Source organism: Acerihabitans arboris, from assembly GCF_010131535.1.
Lineage (GTDB): Bacteria > Pseudomonadota > Gammaproteobacteria > Enterobacterales > Enterobacteriaceae > Acerihabitans > Acerihabitans arboris.
Genome location: NZ_WUBS01000005.1, coordinates 151,287 through 169,888, shown reverse-complemented (window position 1 = coordinate 169,888; position 18,602 = coordinate 151,287). Strand labels below are relative to the sequence as shown.

The 18,602-nt window shown below is 52.9% G+C and carries 15 protein-coding genes and 1 pseudogene; 2 read left to right on the top strand and 14 right to left on the bottom strand.

The genetic code is table 11. The features are described from left to right. Positions 1 to 62: 62 nt before the first annotated feature. Entirely contained in the window at positions 63 to 764 is a 702-nt protein-coding gene (locus GRH90_RS08710) for a DJ-1/PfpI family protein (RefSeq protein WP_162365552.1), read from the bottom strand. Positions 765 to 855: 91 nt separating this feature from the next. Here GRH90_RS08710 and GRH90_RS08705 point away from each other — a divergent pair, with 91 nt between their 5' ends. Then, positions 856 to 1,818 (top strand): GlxA family transcriptional regulator, encoded by a 963-nt coding sequence (locus GRH90_RS08705; protein WP_162365551.1) that lies wholly within the window; start codon positions 856 to 858, stop codon positions 1,816 to 1,818. Between the two features lie 39 nt (positions 1,819 to 1,857). Here GRH90_RS08705 and GRH90_RS08700 read toward each other — a convergent pair whose 3' ends face one another. Beyond that, positions 1,858 to 2,472, bottom strand: coding sequence for a cysteine hydrolase family protein (locus GRH90_RS08700; protein WP_218586230.1), 615 nt, complete (start codon positions 2,470 to 2,472; stop codon positions 1,858 to 1,860). A 135-nt stretch (positions 2,473 to 2,607) separates the two neighbouring features. On the opposite strand from GRH90_RS08700, the gene GRH90_RS08695 reads away from it, so the two are divergent. Then, positions 2,608 to 3,231, top strand: coding sequence for a glutathione S-transferase family protein (locus GRH90_RS08695; RefSeq protein WP_162365550.1), 624 nt, complete (start codon positions 2,608 to 2,610; stop codon positions 3,229 to 3,231). Positions 3,232 to 3,313: 82 nt separating this feature from the next. Here GRH90_RS08695 and GRH90_RS08690 read toward each other — a convergent pair whose 3' ends face one another. The 12 genes and pseudogenes from GRH90_RS08690 to rhlE all read right to left on the bottom strand — a co-directional run bounded on the left by GRH90_RS08690 (position 3,314) and on the right by rhlE (position 18,547). Further along, positions 3,314 to 4,624, bottom strand: coding sequence for an ABC transporter substrate-binding protein (locus tag GRH90_RS08690; protein ID WP_162365549.1), 1,311 nt, complete (start codon positions 4,622 to 4,624; stop codon positions 3,314 to 3,316). Continuing rightward, the gene (locus GRH90_RS08685; RefSeq protein ID WP_162365665.1) at positions 4,625 to 5,692 is read right to left on the bottom strand and encodes an ABC transporter ATP-binding protein; all 1,068 of its coding nucleotides are present in this window, start codon (positions 5,690 to 5,692) and stop codon (positions 4,625 to 4,627) included. It lies immediately after the preceding gene. After that, a complete protein-coding gene (gpdQ, locus tag GRH90_RS08680) occupies positions 5,692 to 6,516 on the bottom strand; it encodes a glycerophosphodiester phosphodiesterase GpdQ (protein WP_162365548.1) in 825 nt (274 codons plus the stop codon). Before gpdQ ends, GRH90_RS08685 begins: the two co-directional genes overlap by 1 nt. Positions 6,517 to 6,526: 10 nt before the next feature. Beyond that, positions 6,527 to 7,357, bottom strand: coding sequence for a carbohydrate ABC transporter permease (locus GRH90_RS08675; RefSeq protein ID WP_162365547.1), 831 nt, complete (start codon positions 7,355 to 7,357; stop codon positions 6,527 to 6,529). Continuing rightward, on the bottom strand, positions 7,347 to 8,219 hold the full coding sequence (locus GRH90_RS08670; RefSeq protein WP_162365546.1) for a carbohydrate ABC transporter permease: 873 nt from the start codon (positions 8,217 to 8,219) through the stop codon (positions 7,347 to 7,349). Before GRH90_RS08670 ends, GRH90_RS08675 begins: the two co-directional genes overlap by 11 nt. Positions 8,220 to 8,396: 177 nt before the next feature. Further along, positions 8,397 to 9,062, bottom strand: a complete 666-nt coding sequence (locus GRH90_RS08665) for a DUF1345 domain-containing protein (protein ID WP_162365545.1) — start codon at positions 9,060 to 9,062, stop codon at positions 8,397 to 8,399. Between the two features lie 267 nt (positions 9,063 to 9,329). Further along, entirely contained in the window at positions 9,330 to 13,784 is a 4,455-nt protein-coding gene (locus tag GRH90_RS08660; protein WP_162365544.1) for a hypothetical protein, read from the bottom strand. Continuing rightward, on the bottom strand, positions 13,784 to 14,455 hold the full coding sequence (locus GRH90_RS08655) for a hypothetical protein (RefSeq protein ID WP_162365543.1): 672 nt from the start codon (positions 14,453 to 14,455) through the stop codon (positions 13,784 to 13,786). Before GRH90_RS08655 ends, GRH90_RS08660 begins: the two co-directional genes overlap by 1 nt. Next, on the bottom strand, positions 14,403 to 15,101 hold the full coding sequence (locus GRH90_RS08650; RefSeq protein ID WP_162365542.1) for a hypothetical protein: 699 nt from the start codon (positions 15,099 to 15,101) through the stop codon (positions 14,403 to 14,405). The genes GRH90_RS08655 and GRH90_RS08650 overlap by 53 nt, the downstream gene beginning before the upstream one ends. A gap of 62 nt (positions 15,102 to 15,163) precedes the next feature. Beyond that, positions 15,164 to 15,661: pseudogene (locus tag GRH90_RS25900) on the bottom strand (hypothetical protein); the annotation flags it as partial. Positions 15,662 to 15,974: 313 nt separating this feature from the next. Next, positions 15,975 to 16,931, bottom strand: coding sequence for a tRNA dihydrouridine(16) synthase DusC (gene dusC, locus GRH90_RS08640; protein WP_162365541.1), 957 nt, complete (start codon positions 16,929 to 16,931; stop codon positions 15,975 to 15,977). Between the two features lie 194 nt (positions 16,932 to 17,125). Further along, positions 17,126 to 18,547 (bottom strand): ATP-dependent RNA helicase RhlE, encoded by a 1,422-nt coding sequence (gene rhlE, locus GRH90_RS08635; RefSeq protein ID WP_162365540.1) that lies wholly within the window; start codon positions 18,545 to 18,547, stop codon positions 17,126 to 17,128. Positions 18,548 to 18,602: the final 55 nt, after the last annotated feature.

Sequence of the window (18,602 nt, the reverse complement as noted above, 5' to 3'; positions counted from 1 at the left end):
TCAATTTTTCCACGCCCGGCGACCGCGACGACGGCCCGGATGACAGACGCGGGCGTTGGCGTTTATTCGCCCGCCCGGGCGGCATGCATGGCGCGCGCCGCCTCGTCAACCAGGCTTTGACGGCCGGCCACGGCGGCGGCAATATCCGCCGCCACCGGCCCGAGCACCGACGCGGGGGCGGTTTCCGGCCGGCCGGCGTTAAACGGCGGCGCCGGCGCATACTCCAGCCGCAGCTGAATGGACTCGGCGATCGCCTGGCCATAGACCTCGTTAATCACCGCCAGCGCAAAATCGATTCCCGCGGTGACGCCGCCGCCGGTAATGATATTGCCGTCCCGCACCACGCGGCCCGCGTCGGGGATGGCGCCGAACTGCGCCAGCAGTTCCCGCCAGCCCCAGTGGCAGGCGGCGCGTTTGCCCACCAACAGCCCCGCAGCTCCCAGGATCAGCGACCCGGTGCACACCGAGGTAATATACCGGGCAGAGCCGGCCAGCCGGCGGATTTTATCCATGAATACCGGGTCGGCCATCATTTTGGTGCTGCCGAAGCCGCCGGGCACGCAGAGGATATCGCACCGTTCGACAGCCGCCAAATCGGCCAGCCCGGAAAACACCAGGCCCTCGGAGTCGATCGGCTGCCCGCCGATCGACGCGGTGATGAGCCGTGTTTCCGGCAAACGGCAAAAAAACTGATGCGGGCCGGTAAAATCCAGCTGGGTAACGCCGGGATAAATCGGTATGACAATAATCAATGGCTGCGGCATAGCGGTTCTCACATGATGAAGTTGACCGTATTAGCCTAACGCGGTTATTGTCATCCTGTATGACGTATTTCCCTCCTTTTAGGCCAAAAATATGCATATCGGATTTTTTGTGTTTGCGGATTTCCAGTTGCTGGATCTTACCGGTCCGGTCACGGCGTTCCAGATAGCCGGATCGCTATGCGAGCCGGCGGCCTATACCCTGTCGGTATTCTCCCTCTCCGGCGGCGCGATCGCCAGCAGCGCGGGCGTGACCATCGACACCCTGCCGGCGGATAGCCTGGCGCCGGAGATGGATACGCTGATTCTCTGCGGCGGCCACGGCGTGGCGCGTTTCAGGGATGACGATAAGGCTATCCGGCGCCTGGCTGCGCTCGCCGTCCGGCCCCGGCGCGTCGCCAGCGTCTGCACCGGCGCGTTTCTCCTGGCGGGCATGGGACTGCTGGCCGGTAAGCGCGCCACCACGCACTGGCGCCATGTGGCCCGGCTGCAAAAGGCCCATCCGCAGGTCCGGGTCGACGGCGACAAAATTTTCATCAGGGACGGACGGGTATGGACGTCGGCCGGCATCACCAGCGGCATCGATTTATCACTGGCGCTGATCGAGGACGATCTGGGCCAGGCGGCCTCCCGCGAGGTGGCGCGGGAGATGGTGGTTTACCAGCGCCGGACGGGCGGCCAATCGCAATTCTCGCCGATGTTGCAGATGGAGCCTGACTCCGGGCGCATCAAACGGGCGCTGGACTATGCGCAGCAACATCTCAGGGACGATTTAAGCGTGGACCGGCTGGCGCAGGTGGCCTGCCTGAGCCGGCGCCAGTTCAGCCGCGCGTTCAAGCGCGAGACCGGCGAATCGCCGGCCAGGGCGGTGGAGAGGCTCCGGGTCGAGGCGGCCCGCGCCAGGGTCGAGCAGGGAAGCGAGCCTATCGATCTGATAGCCAAAAACGTCGGGTTTATTAACCAGGAACGCATGCGGCGGGCGTTTTTGCGCTGCCTGGGACTACCGCCGCAGGCCATAAAACGGCTGTCCCGCGCGCCGGCGGGCTCGTCCCGCTAGGTATGCCTTGAGGCTAACCGTGCCGGGCGCGCGTCTGCGCTACAGCGCAATGGCCGCGGCCGGGCAAACTTCGACCAAGTGCGGCCCGGCGTTAAAACCGTTCAGCAGGGCATTATGATGGGCGATAATCTGCTCAAAACTCAAGGCGCCGCTATCCGCCGTGGTATGCCCGTCGCCGGCCAGGGTAACGTCATACCCCATGGAAACCGCCCGGCGCACGGTGGTATCAACGCAAAATTGCGTCATGCAGCCGCCCACCACCAGGCGCGTGACGCCCAGGCGCTGCAAATGGCCGGCCAGGTCGGTGGCAAAAAAAGAATCGCAGCTGCGCTTATGCACCACGATATCCCCCTCGACGGGCGACAGCTCGCGGCGAATCTTCCAGCCTTCGCCGCCCGTCGCCAGCCGATAACCACCGTCCCCGTCATGCTGCACCAGGATGACCTGGACCCCCGCGGCGCTCGCCCGCTGTCGCAGGACCGCCAGCCGGCCGACCACCTCGTCTAACCGCCGATCTAACAGCGGCTGGCGCTCCGGCGAACCCAGCCCATGCAGGATATGGTTTTGTACATCGATGAACAGCAGCGCGGTGGTCATATTACCTCGTGTCGGGCAAGCCGGTATCCCGGCGGTGGGCGCGCCGGCCTTAAGCATGACGCGGCGGACCTGATGCTATATCATGCGCCGTCGCGACGGATTTAAGGACATTGTTGTCATGGATTGCGGCGAAAAACAGTGTCAATATGCTGTATCGACCCGTTATGCAACCTAGCCGAAAGAAGGACATTTATGCTGAAAATCCTTGGCAAGTCAACCTCCATCAACGTGCGCAAAGTACTGTGGACCTGCGTGGAACTGGGCATCGATTTTGAACGGGAAGACTGGGGCAGCGGTTTTAAATCCACCCGGGATCCCGCCTTCCTGGCGTTAAATCCCAATGCCATGGTACCGGTTATCCAGGATGGGGAGTTCGTGTTGTGGGAGTCCAATACCATTATCCGCTACCTGGCCCGCGCCTACCGCGGCGAAGCCTTGTACCCCGCGGCGCCGAAAAGCCGGGCGCGGGTGGATCAGTGGATCGACTGGCAGGCAGCGGAGCTTAACCCCGCCTGGAGCTATGCTTTTACCGCCCTGGTGAAACGGTTCGCGACCCACAACGATGCGGAACGCATTGCCGGATCGATAGCCGGCTGGTCCGGGAATATGGCCATCCTCGACCGGCAGCTGGACGCCACCGGCGCTTACGTGGCCGGCGAGTCCTTTACGCTGGCGGATATCCCCATCGGCCTGTCGGTCAACCGCTGGTTCGCCACCCCGATCACGCATCCCGAGCTGCCGGCCGTCAACGCCTATTATCAGCGGCTGAGCCAGCGTCCGGGCTACCAGGCCCATGGGCGCAACGGCATGCCGTAGGGGAAGTTATTCATACCCGCTGTAAGCTCATGCGCAGCGCTGTCAATAATTGGAATGCCCGGTTGTCCGGGCATTGGATTTTTCACGGCAGTTTCAGCGCCGTTTGATCCACATAGGGTTTTAGCAATCCGTCCGCTTCCTGCTGGGCATCACGGGCCGCGTCGTCCGCCTTGCGGGATTTGTCGGTCAGCAGCGACGCCAGTTGGTTCTCGATAGCCTTGCGTACCGCCACGGTTTCATAGGTGGCATACCAGGGATGTGCGTACTGCAGCTGTTTCAGCGCCACCGCCGCGCGCGGATCCTGCTCAAGATAGGCTTTCATTTCCGGCGTATCATAGGCGGCCATGCGTGGGGCAAAATAACCGGTAAAGCGGCTCCAGGCGCCGTTGACCTCGGGACTGACCAGGTAGGTCAGGAACCGGTAGGCGGCCTCTTTCTGCGCTTCGCTGATGCCTTTGAAGCTGACCAGGCTGGCGCCGCCGATAATCACCGCCAGGCGCTCCTTGGCCGGCATCATCGCCACTTCCAGGGTAAAATCACGGCTATTTTCGCGCATATACCCCAGCGCCCCGGTACTGAGCATCGCCATGCCCAATTTGCCGGAGAAAAACGCGGCGCCAATCTGTTTCGAATTCAACACGCCGGCGGGCATTACCTCGTCGCGATACACCAGGTTCTGCCAGAATTGCAGCGCCCCGCGCGTGCTGGCGCTGTTGTAGTAGACTTCGCCCGGGTAGACGGCGTTATTGAAGTCGCCGCCGTTGGCATGGGTCAGCGCCGACAGCATCCAGCCGCCGTAATCATCGTTGGTGGAGGGGATCATGATGCCCCACCGGCCTTGGTCTTTGTCCGTCAGCTTTTTGGCATCCGCCACCAGTTCATCCCAATCCCGAGGGGGATGGTCGATGCCGGCCTTATCGAACATCTCTTTGTTGTAATACAGGATCGGCGTGGAGTTATGGAACGGAATGGCGTAGGTCTGGCCCATTACCTGGGCGTTTTGCCGTACCGCCGGCCAGAAGTTTTTTTGCAGGTAGTCGGTGGCCGATTGTTTATCCGGCGCAAATTTAAACAGCTCGTCCATCGGCAGGATTTCATTTTTCAACGCCAGGTCGACGGTAAAGTTGGCCGACATAATCACCAGCGCCGGCGGCGATCCGGCTTTAGCCGCCGATTCGGCCTTCATTTTAGTGGTGTCGTAGCCGCCGGTAAAAATACCGCGCACTTCCACCTGATCTTGCGATTGGTTGTATTCCCTGATGACGCGGGTCATCTCCGTGGTCAGCTTACCGTCCACCGGCGCAGGAAACATAAAATCAATCGTTTCTTTCGCCAACGCCCCCTGGCTTAACGCCATGCCGGTCAGCATCACTACCCATCCTGACATCTTCATCTACTGCTCCTGTAATAAATTGAGTTGGCTTGACACCGAGAACAAATAACTGTCGCGGGATGAAAAAGAGAGGGTCAGGCGCTGCCCGACGTCCCCCACCGCGCCGCGGTTTTCCCGCCGGTATTGCACCTGCCCCGCCGGGGTATCCAGCGTGATAAGGTATTCCGCGCCGTGCAGTTCGCGCCGCAGCACCCTGCACTGTAACCTCGGCCCATCCCCACCCGGAAATTCGGTTAAATGCTCCGGTCGGATGCCGAAAAACACCTCGGCTTCATGATAGTCCGGCAGCCGGGCAATCGGTTGCCCCACCAGCCAGGCCTGTTGGTCGTAAAAAGGAATGCGCAAGATGTTCATGGCCGGGGTGCCGATAAAACCGGCCACGAACATATTGGCCGGTTGCCGGTACAGCGCCTCGGGCGTGCCTATCTGTTGCAGCCGTCCGCCGTCGAGCACCGCGATGCGGTCGGCCATGGTCATGGCCTCGATTTGATCGTGGGTGACGTAGACGGTGCTGGTTTTCAGGGTGTTATGCAGCGCCATGATGCCGTCGCGCACTTCGCCGCGCAGCTTGGCGTCGAGATTGGACAACGGCTCATCCATCAGGAACAGCGCCGGTTCGCGTACGATGGCCCGGGCCATGGCCACCCGCTGGCGCTGGCCGCCCGACAGCTGCGCCGGTTTGCGATCCAGCAACGGCTGCAGTTGCAGCAGATCGGCAACCTTCTTAAGCCGCTGCGGAAACTCCGCCTTCGGCTCGCCGCGCATTTTCATGCCGAACAGGATATTGTTCCTGACGGTCAGGTGGGGAAACAGCGCGTAATTCTGGAAGATCAGCGAAAAATTACGTTCCCGGGGAGCGTGGGCGCTGATATCCGCGCCGTTTTGCAGGATCTGCCCGGAGGTTGCCCGATCCAGCCCGGCCAGCAGCCGCAGCAGCGTACTTTTCCCGCAGCCCGACGGCCCCACCAGCACCAGGAACTCCCCTTCCCGAATCTCCAGGTTGATATCGCGCAGGACATCGGCCGAGCCAAATTTTTTACCTAAACCACGAATAGAGATGGCCGACATCAGCACCCCTCGCCCGGGCAACTGGTCCGCGGATCGTAAAGCCATGGCCCCTCATAGTTGGCCAGGGAATGATAGCTGGTGACCAGGCCGACGCCGGGCACCAGGTTGTGCATCATCATGGCGCCCGGCTCCAGACTGTAATAAGGGCGCGGGTCGGTGTGCAAATAGGGCACCTGGTGCACGGTGGACGGCGCGGAGCAAATCAGCGCCTGGCGATATTGGGTGGCGATCATCCGGTGCACGTGGCCGCAGAACACCCGGGTCAGCTGCGGGAAGCGCTCGATCAGCGCCAGCAGCCTTTCACCATTGCGGCAGGCGATGGGATCCATCTGCGCCGAGCCGAACGCCACCGGCGGGTGGTGCATAAAGACGTAACTTTCCTTATCGTCGCGTGAGAGGCGGTCTTCAAGCCAGCCCAGGGTGAAGTCGCTCAGGTGCCCCCAGGACGCGCCGGTCACCGACGTATCGATAAACAGCAGGCGCACCGGGAACTCATCCACCGCATAGGCCATATTTTCCGGATCCTGGCCCAGCTGCGGGCACAGCCCGCTGAAGGCATCAAGAAACAACGCCTTATTGTCATGATTGCCGGGAATGACATACAGCGGATAGTTAAGCTGGCCGAGGATATGGCGCGCCAGGCGATACTCGCCGGGTTCGCCGCAGTTAACCATGTCGCCGGTAACGATCACCGCGTCGGGACGTTCCGTCAGGGCATTAACCCGGTTGATGATTTCCGCGTTCCGGGCGTTAACATCGATAAAATCATACAGCCGGGCGCCCCGGCTGCGAAAATGCATGTCGGATAATTGGGCAAGAAACATTGCTATCCCCTTATTTAATACCAGAAAAACCAAAACCACTGAGAAAATGCTTTTGGCATAAGATAAACGCCGCCATCAGCGGCAGGCAGACCATCAGCGAGCCGGCGCAAATCATGCCCCACTGCCCGCCCGACTCCGCCCCCATGGCGAAAGACGCCAGCCCGACGGTAAGCACTTGCTTATCGGGATCGTTCAGCACCATCAGGGGCCAGAGAAATTCGTTCCAGTGATAGGTAATGGTCACGGCGGCAAAGGCCATCAGGGCGGGCCGGGTCATGGGCAGCAGTACATACGCCACCACCTGCCACCAGCGGCTGCCTTCCATCAGGGCCGCATCCTCCAGCTCGCGCGGAATGTTGAGGAACGCCTGGCGCATCAGGAATACGCCGAAGGCCGACGCGAAGTACGGCATCATGGCGCCGGTGAGGGTGTTCAGCAGGCCAAGCTGATGCAGGGTCATCATATTGGGCACCATCAGCATTACCGGCATGATCATCAATTGGATCAGCAGCAGGTAGAACAGCAGGCTTTTGCCACGAAAGTCATGGTAGGCAAACACGTACCCGGCGGTAGTGATGGTGATCAGCTGCACCAGGAAAGTCCCCAGCGCGAAAATCAGCGTATTGGCGTACAGACGCAGCCAGTCGGCGCTGTCCCAGGCTTGGGAAAGCGTGTCAAGCGTCAGCGGCCGGCGCGGCAACAGCGAGGCCATCGAGGGCGAAAAGCTGTCCGGGCTGACGGAGGCGGAAAACATCCACAGCAAGGGCGTCAGCCACAGGAAAGCGGCGCAGGCCAGCAGCAGGGACAGGGTGCGCAGCGGGAATGGACGTTTAACGCTCATAGTGCACCCCTTTTTCCAGGGTGCGCAAATTGAGGATCGAGATGACAAACAGCGCCATTACGGTGAAAAAGGTGGCGGCGGAGGCCTTGCCGAAATCATGGCTGTTGTTGGCCAGATCCTGGATGTAATACAGCAGCACCGAGCTGGCGTTATTAGGGCCGCCCTGGGTCATGATGGCCACGTGATCGATTTGGGTGATGGAATACACCAGGGCGATAATGATGACAAAATTCAGCGTCGGCCTGAGCAGCGGCAGCGTGATGTACCAGAACACCTGGCGTCCCGACGCGCCCTCCATCAGCGCGGCCTCGCGCGGCGAGGCGGGCAACCCCTGCAGGGCGGCCAGGAAGAACAGCATATAATAGCCGGCGAATTTCCAGACGCCGACCAGCGCCAGGGCAAACAGCGCGCTCTTGCCCATGCCCAGGTAGTTGACGCACATGGGTCCGGCGATTTTAGCCAGGTAATAATCCAGCAGGCCCAGGTTGGGGATAAAAATAAAGGTCCACAGCGTGGCGGCGCTGACCAGGGGGATAATGGTCGGGAAAAAGAACGCCGCGCGCAGCAGGCGATTGAGCCGGGTGTTCTGCGCCAGCCACACCGCCAGCGTTAGCGCCAGGATAATGCCGGGCACCACCGTCACCAGGATATAGATCAGATTGTTGACGACCGAGAGCCAGAACACCCGGTCCTGGAACAGGCGGACAAAATTATCCAGTCCGACAAACGGCGGATTATCGGTGGCAAGCCGGGAGTCATACAGACTGTCCACCAGCGAGCGCACTAAGGGAAAATAGGTGAATCCGGCTAGGAAAATCAGGGTCGGGGCAAGCAGCAAATAGGGGAACAGGCGTTTTGACATAAGATAACTTCTGCACAGCGACTTCAAGTGGCCCCTATCCTAAGGGCCGCCCTTTACAGTTTTAAGACACTGGGATGACGGAATGAAGATCCTCGCCGCCCGGCAGGACAAGGATGCTTGTCTATTCAGGAGATTACGCCGTAGCGGGCAACAGTCGTCGACAATGTATAAAGGGAGTTATCCCAATAGGCCGGCGCCGACGTTAATCGACAGGCCGAGGATGGCGAGGTTAAAAACAAAGGAGATAACCGATTGCAGCAGGGCCGCCTTGCGCGCCTCGGTGGTGCCGGTGGCGACGTCGGCGGTCTGGGAGGCGACGGCAATGGTGAATGAAAAGTAAAGGAAATCCCAATACAGCGGTTTTTTCGGATCCTTGGGAAACAGCAGCGGTATTTCCTTCTCATCCCGGTCACGATAGAACAAGTGGGCGTAATGCATGGCGAAGGAGGTGGGCAACAGCGCCCAGGAGACCACCAGCGTCACGCCGGTCAGGATCAAATGCCAGGCTTTTACCGAGCCGGACAGCTGTTTAACCGTGCTCAGCTCCAGCAGGATCACCAGCACGCTGACCATACAGGTCAGCGTCACCAGCGCCAGCACCGTGCTGGCGCTTTCGTCCTGGCGCAGGGCAATGGCGCGCATATCGTCCGGCCCGGCGCGCATCATTTCCCACCAGAGGAATAATAAATACAGCCAGGCCAGGGCGTTCCAGCCGATCATCAGGCGCAACAGGGTGGAAAATTGCGCCGGCAGGCACCAGTAACAAAGGATGCCGGCGCCGATGGCGATCAGCAGCCTGGGCCGCGCGGTAAAATAGTGCTTAACGGGAGGTAAAAAATGCATAAGCTGGTCCGGGCCTTGTAATCAGTGAAAGAACAGGCAAACCCACGGGGCGGCGACACATCGCCCATATCTGAATATGGGATAAAGCCCGCAATAAAAATAGAGTTACTATGCCAGAAACACAAGCAACGGCGTGAAAATAGCAAGAGGCGCGTGGGTTCGCGTAAGCCCCCCTTGCCATGAGGCCACAACGATCCGGCCTGGAAAACCGGCTCAAGTGCAAGACACTGCGGCTATTGGACTAGCAATAGCAACGCTGCGACTATATCAAGGTATCTGGCGAGAAAGTCGTTCAGATGAGGTTACCCATTTCAGCAGATGTTTAAACTCAGCGATTGAATAGAGAATATCCAAATAACACTGGATATAAATATCATTGGAATTATTTTCTGTAAAATCATAGTCCGATTTGACTGTTCGCAACATTTCCGCGGAACTCTTGCTTAAGGCGTGATGTTCGACAAAATCACTGTATTTTATATCGCCAAGAATATACTGAGCGATATTGATATAGACATAGGGTAAATGACGGCTCGCACGTTTTTTGGCTCTTGGACCGATGCTATGTTTCAAACTAAGTAAAGTTTTTAAAAGATCAATAAATCGCGATCTTTTTAATCGCTTTTCCGCGTCTTTGGATATCTTATCCACCTCATAATAAAGATCGCTGTGATTAACCGTTATTTCTTTATTGGGTGTAAAAATGGCAAACCACTGTGGCCGCCGCTGCCTGATTCCTTCTCCGCCTATATAGGGGTAATACTCCACGGTGACCTGAAGTTTATCAGCCATATATTGTCCAGTGCTATTGGTTGTCTCAAACCCTTCGAAACACGAGACATACTCGATAAATTTCAGTTCAGACAGAACGGGCACGTTAGGGTTGATGTGAGTTAAAGCGCGCACTATATGCGTAAACTCATCAATATCCATATCATCATTGCCAAACCCCGTCACATGCATAACGATATCTAAACGGTCTTTAGCGTTTTTCAGAGGCAGCAACGACCATTGGTTTCCCAGCAAAATTTTTTCCCGTTTTTTGGCATCATCGGCTTTCGCAAGGGCCGGTTGCTGATTAATTATTTTTGCGCTCTCTAAATCGATAATATTTTCTGTTAAAATGGGTAATGGTTTTGCAACACCGTCAGGCGTTCCGGCAAATAAATTATAATGTTTTACGCCTGTCCAGGGATAAAACTTACCTAACACAATAGTTCCCATTTCTTCCGCCACGATAATACTGGGAGTGGACGGAAGGTGAATATTAAAAAATTCATTTTCAGCGCCGACAAACCTACCGTCGCCAACGCTGATTAATAAATTCAACAGAAAACCATCATCAGCGACAATCGCTAATAAGTTTCCGGTACCTATTCGCAACAAGTCGGCAAAATCTTGTATCGGCATTGACGTGGACATATAGCTGCCAAAAGGAACAGGCGATCTGACCGCCCACCAAACAAGATTAATCATCCTTTCAAAATTCTCATTGGTTATCAGACGTGACTCTCTTAATAAACGAAACGGAAAATCAATTTTTACCGTTAATGGATTATCATCAACAGCAAATTCTCGCCGGCGAGAAGTCATTCTTCTTGCGATATCCAAAATTGATAATTTTTCCGTCATATCGATAGTTATTTTTTTGTTTTTATGCCTGGCGATATATTTAACTACCGCAGACTTATACCACCAGGATTCTTTTAAAATAAACGTCCCTTCAACATACTTCCCTGAGGATAATGAATCTGAGTTAAAGGCTTTCTCAACTTTTTCAATTTTATCAAAATCTTTATACTTGACTAGATATGAGTCAGTGTTTTTATTAGTTTTATAATATAATAACCATGCATTTTCCAAGAACACCCACTTATCAGGACTTGTTCTATCTAAATCCATCAAAGCTGGATTAAAGTCTATTATATATGAACTCATTCCAATGATTACATTTAAGACAATATGGGTAAAAGCATGACGGTCATATTCATCATTCCAAAAATAGACCAGCCTGAATATAAAATGATAATTTTGGGATTTTATAATATCACTATTGAATAATAACAGATGTTGTTTAGTTTCATCATCCTTACTTCCCACCAATTCCTGATGCAGTTTTTCCACATCTGTCAAATACTCAACTAATGCTTTTATTATCGCAATATCATCTTTAAGGTCAGGAGACAGTACTGATATTCTTGGCTTTAAATATATCATATAAGACATCAAATTTCTTAAAATATAATTTTCATCATTTTGAGGAGCTATAACCGCGTTGGCGTGTGGTTTAATCGGCTCAAACTTAATTTCATTTAATTGCGAATAAACACTTTCCGTATTAAGTTCTAATTCATTTAATGAAAATATAGGATCTTTATCAATAAATTTTGCCGATACCCACACATTGTTTTTATTTTTATCGACCGGAATGGCATAATTATAGCCATTAGATTCAGTTGCATTAGTTATCCTCCATCTTGACATCGATGAATCACAAATTATCTCATAAAAATTATTTTCAATTGAGATAAAATTTCGCGACGCTATGTTCATTGCTGATTCTGAAAAAATCCCCTCCTCCCTTAATATCAACTGTGCGCGGCTGACTTCACTTGCCCATGCCTTCAGCCGTGTATTTTTCTTTTTTAAATAATCGGCAGCATAATCTTTTAGCCAGTCTATTTTACGAGAAGCCCTCGAAATAAAAAAATGGCCAATTTCATTATGAATAACGTTGTAGAAAGGTAATGGATTAATATTATTTATTAACACTTCAGAGATTTTAGCTGTAGCTTTTAACATTACACCAGGCGTTGAAATAAAAATCTTACCCAAAACATATTGTTTGAGTGATTGACTAGGTATCTTAGCATGTTTAGCCTGAACCAAAATTTCAATCAATCCCGCGCGGGTGAATTTTTGTATAGACAACCCCGCTGAGCCAATAGCCAATGTAATGTCAAAAATATCAAAAAACACATCTTTAAACTGTACGCTAAAGTCAGGATTATACCAGTATTGCCAAACAATATCATAAAAAGGAATCTGAGAAGTAAATACCGCCAGCCAATCTGCCTTCTTTAAAGACTCACTCAAAACCAAGGCCGTATCTCCTAATGTTTTTTCATTCCAATAATCCATGGCCTCGAGTAGTGATGTAAACGTTTTTTCTGGTTTATCCGCAATCAATGTATATGCGGAAGTGGGATTGCTATATTTATTCTCTTCAGGTTGGATTAATAACATTCTTAGGAAATCCACAGCGTCACCTTCTGCCGAAAGGCCGTCACAAAACAAGGAGCATATTTCTGAAACGCTTGCGCCGATATGATGCCTGCTCTTAATCGACAAATTAAAACGTGTTTTCTTCCATTCGTATATAATCCTTTGAATAAAATAATTCAAAATATCTAAATCCAAAACCTTGGCAAATGGCACGTTTAATAACGTTGACATAATGTCAAGCCTATTATTCTGGGTTTTAACAATAGATAAATAGCCAATATTATCTGCTGGAAAAAAGACCCAATTGTCATCAGACAAAGTGTTCTGCACATATTTTCTTGAATAGATTTTGAAAGTATAAAGTTCTTTCGGTGGAAAAATAATATCAAAATAATCAAAATTCGCATGGGAAATCAAATTACGAGTAATATTTCTTGCTTCACAATACATGTCATGATATCTATATTCTTGAAACTGATAAAAATACAGATCACCATCGTTTATTTTTTCATAGGGCAAGACATCAAGTACGCTACTGTAATTTTCTTTTGCTCGCATATTATAATCTTCAAAATTCAACAAATCATAATGATGAAACTCTTTGAGAACATCCATTACATTTAACGAAGCCAAATATTGGCTACTATCGGGTAAAAAATCCAAGTACCAAAAAGCCGCTGTTTTGATCAAAATATCCAGATTTCCGTGCTGAAGCTGCCTATCATACTCAATGATTGTCTCTTGTGTTGTATCGGGGGAAATATGCCCGAAGGTAATGTTTTTCATGGCGGCAACCTTAGCCATGGCTAAACGCTGCGCCTGATTGACAACCTGAAAATTAACCTCATTACTAAAAAAAATCTCCGCATACTTATTAAATGTATTTTGCATTTCCTTAATGTAATCCAGCAAGATTATACACTCTTTATCAAATATGATTTGCTGATTCATTGTCATATACCACTGATTATGACTCGGTTCAACGTAATCAGGTGAGAAATTTAAATTTCGTTTAATACTCTGTTCTATAATATCAATACTTTTATCATATACGATCGTATTGGAGAGAGACCATGACTGCACATCCGTATTTTCTTGATATGTTACCCGTATAAATTCCAAAAGTTTCATTACTCTGTTGACATGGGCGCTTTTTTCTCCATCTTGTCCTATAAATGACATTAGTTGCTGGCTGAAAAGTTTCTTTAGCTCCTCCGGTCGTATAGCTGATTGATTATCGCTGAATATTTCCCAGTACTCGGTAAATTCCCCCGGCATTAAAAAATTATTACCATGAATACTGATACCATTGACTCTATTATATTCAAAAATATAATAATAAAATCGGATAAGTATGGTCTTGGCCAGCGCCGCAACATCCTCTTCTATTAACGACAGGTTAAGTTCACGATCGTTGAGATAAATTAGCCTGTCTAAGGGTGTATGACTATTATCATAAGAAAGTTTAGTAATATAATGCCGGTGCGCCTCCTCCATTATCCCCAGATAAGTAAAATATTTTTTTTGTGTTTTTTTTCATGATCTTTTGTTTCAGTCTTGAATATTTTATTAAGATGTTCTTTTGCTTCAGAAAAACTCATGCCATTTTTTAAGGCGATTGACTGGCGCAGGACGCGAAAGTCTATTTCTTTAAAGGCATGTCTGAAGTCATTATCGATATCGGTGAAAAAATCCTTCAGGAATATTCTTCCATCATTATTAGCATGTAATGTATTATTTGGCACCAATTGAGATGGAGGAACGGCTAGACAGCTGGCAATGATTTTTTCACAATATTTTTTCAGCAAAATAGTGTCTAGGGATTCTCTTTTTTTATCCAGATAAAGCATATGGTCAAAGAGATATTTTACTTTATGCGCTAAAAATTGGTCATACTCTAGCAGCCATCCCAGCGTCCAGCGCTTCTCTTCCGTTAATCGACTGAATTCGGCGACAAAGCTTTGATGTTGTGCGTTAGCATGGGCATTAGGTAATTGTATGGCAATATGGCATTGAACGTCCTCGATATCGTCTTCACCCCTATCGGATAACATCAGCTGTCCATCGCCAATGCTGGCGTATTTCCCATCTTTAGCAAAAGGTTTAAAATTTGCATCACCGATGCCGTCGGCCGCCGCCGCTCCGGGAAAAATGGCGGAAGATATCATTCCAGACCAAACCTTTTGGCCAGGCTGAATTCACCTTTCCCAAAGATGGACCGTCTGTATTCGCATTGGGTACCATAACCAGCGTGGAAATCGAGGGGGTAGTACAGCTATATTGGCTGTTTTTTTGACTTACAAACGCTAACTGATAGTACGAATTCAAAACTCCTGATAAATGAAAGATCAAGGAAAACAATGTTGAGAACAGACTTTCGTGGGCCGTGGCTACCAGGTCTTCTATATGGTAATTATAGCCGTCTGACACCAAAAGTTTATCATGAAATAAACCAGCATAAATCTTATTTCCACTCGGCAGGGTTATCTTTCTTGCTAAGACAAAAATACAATCATTATCAATTTCAATTCTTATATATCGACTACCGCAACCCTGCGCTAAAAGCGCCTGATTGCTTTTTAATTCATTTCTGCAAGCGAAAAGATAGTCAATTTCATCTTCATGATTATTGTTTTTATCATCATGGGTTATATTATAATTGATTACTTTTTTTATATTACCACATATAGCATGTTCAAAGTTGTATACTTGGCATAGTTCACCAATGAGACATGTTGTTTTATTTTTTACAATGAGTTCTGAGGAATTATCCAATCGTAGAGAAATATCAATAATAGAATTATCGGCATGCATAATAAATTCCTTTCGTTTAAAGAGGCAACTGAATTATTTTTATGGGTGATGCGCAAAAAATTTTAATAACACATGGCCAGACTAAAACAACTTAACGAGTAGGCATTCATTTTTTTTGCTAAATTTATTATTAACCTTATATCCTTTACTAAGACCACTGATGACTGGCGATGGGCGACTATATTTGCTATTCCCTGCCGGGGCTTAGATAGATCCACCGCCTCGGCCAGCGGCTTGCCGGTGGCGCGGTCCAGCAAAAACAGTTGTCCCATTTTGGTGGTCTGCACCAGCGTATGCACGCTGCCGCCATCGGGCGACGGCAGATCGATAAGCGAGGGACCGATAGGCAAATCAAAATCCCATGCGTCGTGATGCACGGTCCAGAAATGCCAACGCGCCTTGCCCGTCTCGATGTCCAGCGCCACCAGCGCGCTGGAATAGGTATTATCGAACGGACGGCGGGCGGCGCCGTGATAATCGGGCTTGGCGTTGCCCAGCGGAATATAGGCCAACCCGAGATCGGTATCGGCGGTGTAGGTGCCCCAGCCGTCCGGGGCGCCGCGCGTATAGGTCTAGCCGGGTTTCAGCGGCGCGGTGGGATCCTGCCGGCCCATATCCCAGGTCCAGGCCAGCTTGCCGGTTTCCGTATCATAGAGGACAGCAGACGGCGTAGCATAGATGCTCCCGACACAAGACCTATTAGCGAATGATTGTTATAAATGTCGGATTGGCCGGGAAGGGCCGGGGTCAGCAGCCTGTATTGCCTGTTCGACCATAGCAAGGCGCCGTATTTTTGAAGGGGAAATTTGCAGACCAAAGGTAGCCCGGCCGCGGCATAGCCGGTTTGAAACCTGGGAGGCGGGCGCCTTACCGTTACGCTAGCATAGCCTCGGCTTGCGCCTGCAGGCATATCACCCGGGCGATATCGCCGGAGGTTTTTAATACCCTGATGTCGCCGAACAGGGCTGCGGCTTCATCATATTCCTGGCGCAGGAAACCCAGCCACTGCTTGATGCGCGCCACATGATACAGGCCGGTGTCGCCCTGCTTTTCCTGGCGCACGTATTTTTGCAGCAGCCCGACCACCGCCGGCCACGGCATCCTCGGCTCGTTATATTTTATTACGCGGCTCAGGTTCGGCATGCTCAGCGCGCCGCGGCCCAGCATCACCGCATCGCAGCCGGTGACCGCCAGACAGTCGCGGGCGCTTTGCCGATCGCGGATTTCACCGTTGGCGATTACAGGGATGGTTAAACGCATGCGTATCGCCGCAATCGCCGGCCAGTCGATGCAGTCCGCCTTATAGCCGTCCTCTTTGGTGCGGCCATGGACCACCAGTTCGGTGGCGCCCGCCTGCTGTGCCGCGTCGGCAATTTCCAGGCTGCGCTGCGCCGAATCCCAGCCCAGCCGGACTTTTACCGTTACCGGCAGGTGGGCCGGCACGGCGGCGCGCATCGCCCTGGCTCCCCGGTAAATGAGTTCGGGATCTTTCAGCAGCGTGGCGCCCCCGCCGCTGCCGTTCACGGTCTTGGACGGGCAGCCGCAGTTCAGATCCACGCCCAGCGAGCCGAGCTCAACCGCGCGAAAGGCATTTTCCGCCAGCCAGTCGGGATACTGGCCCAGCAGCTGCACCCGCACCGGGGTACCGTCGGGCGTGCGGCTGGCGTGTAGCAGCTCCGGGCACAGGCGATGGAAGGATTTTACCGGCAACAGGCTGTCCACCACCCGCAGGAACTCGGTGATGCAGAGATCGTAATCGTTAACCTCGCAAAGCAGTTCCCGTACCAAGGAGTCGAGAACGCCTTCCATCGGTGCCAATAACACGCGCATAAAATACCCGGCCGGAAAGAAGCGCCATAGTAGGTGAAAAGACGCGGCAAAATCAACGCTTTTTCCGCCCTGCCCGGCGGCGGCAGGCGCGCATAAAAAAACTGCATCGCTCGATGGCGGACGGGTTGTCCGGCATCAAGGATGCAGTTTGTTTCACGCCGCGGTGGTTACCGTCGGTGTTCGCCTAGCGCGGCTTACTTCTTGCCGCGGCCGTCACGCGCGCCGGAACCCGCGTAAGCGGAGGAGCCACCGGCCGAACGGCGCGGTGCGCCCCCGCGGCCCGGCTGCGAGGCGCTTTCGCCATCGCGGCGACGCTGCGGCGGACGGCCGTCGCGGGCACCGCCTTCACGCGAGCTGTTGCCGCTATCGCGGGAACCGCCGCCGTTACCGGATGACGGGCCGCCGCGGGAAGGACCGCCGCGGGAAGGACCGTTCGAGCGGCTGCCGCGGCCGGTTTGCAGCGGTTCGGCCTTGATGGTCGGGTCTGGCTCATAGCCGGCCACCGCGATGCGCTGGATCGGCTTTTTAAGCAGGCGTTCGATATCGCGCAGCAGGCCGAGTTCATCAACGCAGACCAGCGACAACGCCTCGCCGGTGGCGGCGGCGCGGCCGGTACGGCCGATGCGGTGCACATAGTCCTCGGCAATCAGCGGCAGCTCGTAGTTGACCACGTGCGGCAGCAGATCGATGTCCAGGCCGCGGGCGGCGATATCGGTCGCCACCAGCACGCGAATCTGGCTCGCTTTAAAATCCGCCAGCGCCCGGGTACGCGCGCCCTGGCTTTTATTGCCATGGATTGCCGCCGAGGTGATGCCGTCTTTATTCAGCATTTCCGCCAATTTATTGGCGCCGTGTTTGGTCTTGGTAAACACCAGCACCTGGCGCCAGTCGTGCTTGCCAATCATATAAGACAGCAGTTCGTGCTTGCGTTTCTTATCCACCAGGTGCACGCGCTGTTCAATCTGGTCGGCGGTAACATTATCGCGCGCCACGGATACCGCGGCCGGATTGCTCAGCAGGGTATTAGCCAGCACCTTGATTTCATCGGAGAAGGTGGCTGAGAACAGCAGGCTTTGTTTTTTCGCCGGCAACAGCTTCATTACGCGGCGAATATCGTGGATAAAGCCCATGTCCAGCATGCGGTCGGCTTCATCCAGCACCAGGATTTCCACGGCCGACAGATCGACGGCGCGCTGCTGCGCCAGATCCAGCAGACGGCCCGGGGTGGCCACCAGCACATCGACGCCGCCGCGCAGCTTCATCATCTGCGGGTTAATGCTCACGCCGCCGAAGACGACCAGCGAACGGATGGAAAGATGGGCGCTGTACTCAACAACGTTTTCGCCAATCTGCGCGGCCAGCTCGCGGGTGGGGGTCAGGATCAACGCCCGTACCGGACGCCGGCCCTTCGCCGCCGGATTCTGGGTAAGCAGTTGAAGGATAGGCAGGGTAAACGCGGCGGTTTTACCGGTACCGGTCTGCGCGCTGGCCATGATGTCACGGCCTTGCAGTACAAACGGGATAGCCTGGGATTGTACCGGAGTCGGCTTGTCGTAGCCCTTCTCGGATAACGCACGCAAAATCTCAGCACTTAGGCCAAGTGAATCAAATGACATAATATTGAAAAACTCCAGATCCGCCCCGATGTCGCCTGTCCAGTCTGCGCTCAGG

What these genes read in the sequence shown, in the direction of transcription:
- GRH90_RS08700 (WP_218586230.1), bottom strand. Translation starts at nt 2,472, where the DNA reads ATGCTTAAGGCCGGCGCGCCCACCGCCGGGATACCGGCTTGCCCGACA.
- rhlE (WP_162365540.1), bottom strand. Translation starts at nt 18,547, where the DNA reads ATGTCATTTGATTCACTTGGCCTAAGTGCTGAGATTTTGCGTGCGTTA.
- GRH90_RS08660 (WP_162365544.1), bottom strand. Translation starts at nt 13,784, where the DNA reads ATGGAGGAGGCGCACCGGCATTATATTACTAAACTTTCTTATGATAAT.
- GRH90_RS08685 (WP_162365665.1), bottom strand. Translation starts at nt 5,692, where the DNA reads ATGTCGGCCATCTCTATTCGTGGTTTAGGTAAAAAATTTGGCTCGGCC.
- GRH90_RS08655 (WP_162365543.1), bottom strand. Translation starts at nt 14,455, where the DNA reads ATGATATCTTCCGCCATTTTTCCCGGAGCGGCGGCGGCCGACGGCATC.
- GRH90_RS08670 (WP_162365546.1), bottom strand. Translation starts at nt 8,219, where the DNA reads ATGTCAAAACGCCTGTTCCCCTATTTGCTGCTTGCCCCGACCCTGATT.
- GRH90_RS08665 (WP_162365545.1), bottom strand. Translation starts at nt 9,062, where the DNA reads ATGCATTTTTTACCTCCCGTTAAGCACTATTTTACCGCGCGGCCCAGG.
- gpdQ (WP_162365548.1), bottom strand. Translation starts at nt 6,516, where the DNA reads ATGTTTCTTGCCCAATTATCCGACATGCATTTTCGCAGCCGGGGCGCC.
- GRH90_RS08650 (WP_162365542.1), bottom strand. Translation starts at nt 15,101, where the DNA reads ATGCATGCCGATAATTCTATTATTGATATTTCTCTACGATTGGATAAT.
- dusC (WP_162365541.1), bottom strand. Translation starts at nt 16,931, where the DNA reads ATGCGCGTGTTATTGGCACCGATGGAAGGCGTTCTCGACTCCTTGGTA.
- GRH90_RS08675 (WP_162365547.1), bottom strand. Translation starts at nt 7,357, where the DNA reads ATGAGCGTTAAACGTCCATTCCCGCTGCGCACCCTGTCCCTGCTGCTG.
- GRH90_RS08710 (WP_162365552.1), bottom strand. Translation starts at nt 764, where the DNA reads ATGCCGCAGCCATTGATTATTGTCATACCGATTTATCCCGGCGTTACC.
- GRH90_RS08695 (WP_162365550.1), top strand. Translation starts at nt 2,608, where the DNA reads ATGCTGAAAATCCTTGGCAAGTCAACCTCCATCAACGTGCGCAAAGTA.
- GRH90_RS08690 (WP_162365549.1), bottom strand. Translation starts at nt 4,624, where the DNA reads ATGAAGATGTCAGGATGGGTAGTGATGCTGACCGGCATGGCGTTAAGC.
- GRH90_RS08705 (WP_162365551.1), top strand. Translation starts at nt 856, where the DNA reads ATGCATATCGGATTTTTTGTGTTTGCGGATTTCCAGTTGCTGGATCTT.